5 protein-coding genes and 1 pseudogene are annotated in these 5,023 nt (G+C 68.5%); all 6 read right to left on the minus strand.

The genetic code is table 11. The features are described from left to right. Positions 1 to 877: 877 nt before the first annotated feature. Complete coding sequence (gene gap, locus ACFYX0_RS46680) at positions 878 to 1,876, minus strand: type I glyceraldehyde-3-phosphate dehydrogenase (protein ID WP_388981652.1); 999 nt, start codon at positions 1,874 to 1,876, stop codon at positions 878 to 880. Positions 1,877 to 1,979: 103 nt separating this feature from the next. Next, a complete protein-coding gene (locus ACFYX0_RS46685; protein WP_355915450.1) occupies positions 1,980 to 2,936 on the minus strand; it encodes a helix-turn-helix domain-containing protein in 957 nt (318 codons plus the stop codon). A 133-nt stretch (positions 2,937 to 3,069) separates the two neighbouring features. Beyond that, positions 3,070 to 3,501, minus strand: a complete 432-nt coding sequence (locus ACFYX0_RS46690; protein WP_388981655.1) for a hypothetical protein — start codon at positions 3,499 to 3,501, stop codon at positions 3,070 to 3,072. Positions 3,502 to 3,946: 445 nt separating this feature from the next. Further along, positions 3,947 to 4,171 (minus strand): hypothetical protein, encoded by a 225-nt coding sequence (locus tag ACFYX0_RS46695; RefSeq protein WP_388981657.1) that lies wholly within the window; start codon positions 4,169 to 4,171, stop codon positions 3,947 to 3,949. Between the two features lie 118 nt (positions 4,172 to 4,289). After that, positions 4,290 to 4,574, minus strand: a complete 285-nt coding sequence (locus ACFYX0_RS46700) for a hypothetical protein (protein ID WP_388981659.1) — start codon at positions 4,572 to 4,574, stop codon at positions 4,290 to 4,292. A gap of 237 nt (positions 4,575 to 4,811) precedes the next feature. Next, positions 4,812 to 5,023 (minus strand): annotated as a pseudogene (locus ACFYX0_RS46705) (IS1380 family transposase); the annotation flags it as partial.

Raw genomic sequence — 5,023 nt, forward strand, 5'->3', positions numbered from 1 at the left:
TGGTCACACTTCCGTAGACACAGCCAGGCCCGAGCCCGCCGCTCCCACTACAAACGTCGAGGCCACAACCCCCAGATGCGGTTGCAGTACTAGCTCCAGTCCGACGCCGAGGGGCACCCCTGCTCCGTCGTGGAAGCCGGTAAGGCCTGTTGGAAAGTACGCGTCAAGCCCAAAGTCGTCCAGGGGTTGCTCGACGCCGAAGTGCACGAGGGACGGGATCTGTTGCTCGCGGACAGGCGGTCGAAGCCGGCCCCCGCGGCGAACGCTTCGACCGCCTGAAGATGGGCCGTCTCGATCTCGCCGTGATCGCTGACGGTGTCCCGGGTGCCGGTGCAGTGCCCATGTTCGTCACGCTTGGCGGGGTCGTACTTGGTGACGCGGGAGACGTAGGCCCGCCCCAGCGCCCTGCGTGCCTTCCGCCGTTACAACAGGCGCGGGCACTTCGTGGGCGGTCGCATGGTGGAGCTGTCCGAGGACATCGACGCGGTGTTCGACCGTGCCCGCACGGAGGCCTTCGCCGACCCGGATGCCGCCCAGGTCCATGTGCGGGCCGTCGAATAGGGCTGTTACCACTTCCGCGTCGACCGGCCCTGACGGGACGAGGGGCGGTTCTTCGGCCACGGCTGAGGGCCCGCCCCTGACGCCACCTGACCGTGCCTCCTACGGGGCCACCTTCTCGATCACGATGCCGCCCTTCCCGATTGTCCGAGGTTGTTCGCCAATCCTCTTCCCTCGCCTCCTCAAGAGCGCACTCCGTTACTACGGAGACAGGTTCACGGAGCAGCTCGACGCTGAGCATCAAAGCGGCCAACCGCAGCGCTCACAGGAACTTCAAGGCGACGGGGTCGCCGGCGGCGGGATATGGCCCCGGCGTCGGTCAGCGGGTGGCGAGGAGCTCGAGCGTGTCGATTACGCGGTTCGAAAAGCCCCACTCGTTGTCGTACCACGCGACCACCTTGACGTGACGGCCGTCCACGCGAGTGAGGGCCGAGTCGAAGATCGACGAGGCCGGATTGCCCGTGATGTCGGACGACACGAGCGGGTCGTCCGAGTACTCTAGGACGCCGGCGAGCGGCCCCGCCGCCGCTGCGTGGTACGCCGCAAGCACCTCGTCGCGCGTCACGTCGCGGGTGACAGTCGTATTGAGTTCGACGATCGATCCCACCGGAACCGGCACGCGGATCGAGTCGCCCGACAACCTGCCGTCGAGGTTCGGCAGCACGAGGCCGATCGCCTTGGCGGCGCCCGTCGTGGTCGGCACGATGTTGACGGCGGCGGCACGGGCCCGTCGGGCGTCGCGGTGTGGACCGTCCTGCAGGTTCTGCTCCTGTGTGTAGGCGTGCACCGTCGTCATGAAGCCGTGCTCGATGCCGGCGAGGTCATCGAGCACCGCGGCCAGCGGCGCAAGCGCGTTGGTCGTGCATGAGGCGTTCGAGATGATCGTGTGCACTGCCGGGTCGTATGCGTCCGTGTTGACCCCGAACGCGAGCGTGACATCGGCACCATCCGACGGTGCACTGACCAGCACCTTCTTCGCGCCGGCGTCGAGGTGGGCGCGAGCGGCCTTGGCCGACGTGAAGCGGCCGGTCGCCTCGAGCACGATGTCCACGCCGAGTTCGGCCCACGGCAGCTGCGCCGGTTCACGCTCGGCGACCACCGTGACGCGACGGCCGCCGACGACGAGGGCGTCCCCCTCGACGGTAACCGGGCGGCCGAGCCGGCCGGCCGTCGTGTCGTATGCGAGCAGCCGCGCGAGGGTGGCGGGCTCCGTGAGGTCGTTGACCGCGATGATCTCCAGGTCGCTGTCACGTTCCAGCAGTGCACGCAGCACATTGCGTCCGATGCGGCCGAATCCGTTGATGGCGATGCGCGTCATGAATGGTGTCCCTTCGGTTCACCATCAATTTCGCGCGCCGCATCCGCCCGCGACAGCGGCACGATCGCCATGGTTCGAAAGGATCGCGCCAGGTGGCGGTGGGCTACTCGCCCTGGGCGAAGGTGCGCCGGTACTCGCTCGGCGTCGTGCCCAGGATGCGATGGAAGTGCAACCGCAGATTGGCACCGGTGCCCAGGCCGACGTCGGCGGCGATCTGCTCGACGTGCCGCTCCGAACGCTCGAGCAGCTCACGGGCCAGGTCGATGCGGGCGCGCATGACCCACTGCATCGGCGTGTAACCCGTGTCTTCGGCGAAGCGCCGCGAGAAGGTGCGCGGCGACACCGCAGCATGCCGGGCGAGCAGCTCGAGGCTGAGGGGCTCGCCCAGCCGGTGCAGCGCCCACTCGCGGGTGGCGGCGAACCGCTCACCAAGTGGCTCGGGCACGCTGCGCGGCACGTATTGCGCCTGACCGCCGCTGCGGTAGGGGGCCGCGACCAGGCGCCGGGCCGCGTGGTTCGACGCGGCCACTCCGAGGTCGCCGCGCAGGATGTGCAGGCACAGGTCGATGCCCGATGCTGCGCCGGCCGACGTCAGTACGCTGCCCTCGTCGACGAACAGAACGTTCTCGTCGACCTGGACGAGCGGATGCTTCGCCGCGAGCGTCCGCGCGTAATGCCAGTGCGTCGTGGCGCGCTTGCCGTCGAGCAGGCCTGTGGCGGCGAGTGCGAAGGCGCCCGTCGAGATGGCGGCGAGCCGCGCGCCCCGATCGTGGGCGGCGATCAGCGCGTCAACCACGGCCTGCGGCGGGTCGTCGCGGTCCGGGAACCGGTAGCCAGGGACGAAGACGATGTCCGCCCACGCAAGGGCGTCGAGGCCGTGGGCGACGTAGTACGACAGGCCGTCGCCGCCGGTCACGAGACCGGGTGCAGCCCCGCACACCCGTACCTCGTACGGCATGCTCGTGCGGGTCGTGAAGACCTGCGCGGGAATTCCGACATCGAGCGGCTTGGCACCTTCGAGCACAAGGACGGCAACGCGATGCAGGCGGGAGGTTGGCACGGGAAAGAGGTTACGTGGGGGCATGCACCCACACCCGGCCCGGCGACACGATCGCGGTCCACACCCTCGACAGGATCGAAAGGAACTGCGTCTCGCCCTCAGCGGAGCCTGACGGGACGAGCACCCACTGGCGTTAGCTGGTCTGGCGGATGGAGGCGCCTACGAGGATGCCTTCGGCCACGGTGTAGTTGCCGGCATATGTCTTGAGCGTGCCGTCGGTCTGGGTGGCATACAGGACGGCATGGACGCGGGAGGCTCCGAATTCGCTGATGGTGCCCAGGGTGATGCTCCGGGTGGTGCCGAACCCGTCCACCCACCGGTCGTAGGTCGTCCCCGCGATGTTCGAGCCGCCAAGCGCCCAAGCGGCCACGTAGTCGTGATCGGTGATGTCCTGGTAGTACTGCGAGACCACCGCCGAGGCGTTGGTCAGGTGCTGCCGAGGAGCTGCCGGGGGCGCCGTCTTGGGCACGACGGCCGTGGTGGCCGGCGCCGCGGACGTCGGCGCAGGGCTGCCGAGTGAGGTCGTCGCGGTGGGCGACACCGAGGCCGGCACGGTGCGCGTCACGGTAACGGCCGGAGCGGCCCGGGTAGGCGTTCTTGCGGAGCAGGCGGCGAGAGGCAGGACAGCGAGCACAACGACAGCCGAGACGATACGGCGCACGGGCCCCCCTTGGCGGTGCGGAAGCTGCTGCGGACACCCTGGCATCTACGCACGGCGCGGTTGGCGGTTTTGGGCGGAACGGACGCCGACCGGGACTAATCCTGGGCCTGGCCGTCGTACTTCGGCCGCGGAACACCCCCGCATCGACGGGGAGGACGATTTGGTCCATGGCGTGCTGCTGGCCGGTGACTTGCTGGGGGAGCTCGCCGAGTTCCCTCAGAATCTGGTGCAGCAGTTCGGTGTTGTCCTTACCGAAGACGCCTTATTCCCCGCGCGAACCGGACACAACGAAGGCCGCGCCCGGACACCCGGGCGGGGCCTTCTGCTGTTCAGCCGAGGTAGCTGATATTCAGTACCTGATCGTCTTGAACGTCTGTCCGATCAGAAGTACCGCGAGCACGTGCTCGGCGACCAGCATCCGCACCACCCCGTCGTCCTCGCCGTAGGGCTCGGTAGCGGCGATGGGGTCGTAGCAGGCATCGGCAAGGGCGAGGGTGAGAGCTTCGCTGGCGGCCGGAGGCATCGCCTCATGGATGGTCTCGACCGCTGGGTTGTATTTGAGCCTGTAAATCACTTGGCCTCTCAGTGTCTGAGCACCAGGAACGGGCGCACAAACCACTGGACGGCGATCAGTGATTTTTGCACGACCCAGCGTAGCGAGAACGAGGCGCCGGGTGTGCCGGACGAAGGAATCAGGCGGCGCCGCGGCCCCGAATCCGCGCAGCGTCCGTGAGGACGCGGTCCGTCGCGTCGACCCACTCGCCGGGCGGCTCCTCGCCGCGGGCCTCAGCAGCAGCGATCTCCCAGCCGCGCTCAACAGCCGCGACGGTGTCCTTGGCGATCCGCTCCCAGCGGGCGAACACGGTGAGCAGCTCGTGGGCTGGCGCACGGTTGATCTCCGACAGGAACCGCTGGGCCAGAGCACGGTTGCCGAGCGCGTCACGGATCCGCTCGATCGTCCACGGCTGCTCGCTCATGCCGGCCTCCTAGTGAAAGTCGCGGTGCCGTTTCAAACGGTATCGCTTCTGGAGTATCGATTCAGATCTCCAGCCGAAGAATCACTGTCCGGGATTTCAAGTTCGGGATCTCCAGTCCGAGATTGCCGTCCTGGATCCATCTCGTCCGCCGTTCGCACGCCCGTTCCCCGGGCGCAGCCGATACCGTCGCGCGGTGAGTCTGACCAGACACGCCAGCGGCTGTCGCCTGCGGCCGGACGCCAGGCAGCCCAGGGCGCGGGTGAGGTTGTGGGCGAGCACGGCCGGGGTGAGCCACGTGGCGTTCGCGGTGTACTTCCCCGACGGCGGGTGCGCGAGCGCGGAGTCCTCGAGGTCGGCGAAGACCTGCTCCACGACAGCGTGCGCCCGGTGGATCTTCTCCGCTTCCACGAGCGGGAAGGGCGTGTCCGCGAAGGCCGCGTGGAACCGGT

Source organism: Streptomyces sp. NPDC002573 (assembly GCF_042889625.1).
In the GTDB taxonomy this organism is placed as follows: Bacteria; Actinomycetota; Actinomycetes; order Streptomycetales; family Streptomycetaceae; genus Streptomyces; species Streptomyces gibsoniae.

Coding starts and splice junctions, on each gene's coding strand:
- gap (WP_388981652.1), bottom strand. CDS start 1,876: ATGACGCGCATCGCCATCAACGGATTCGGCCGCATCGGACGCAATGTG.
- ACFYX0_RS46700 (WP_388981659.1), bottom strand. CDS start 4,574: ATGAGCGAGCAGCCGTGGACGATCGAGCGGATCCGTGACGCGCTCGGC.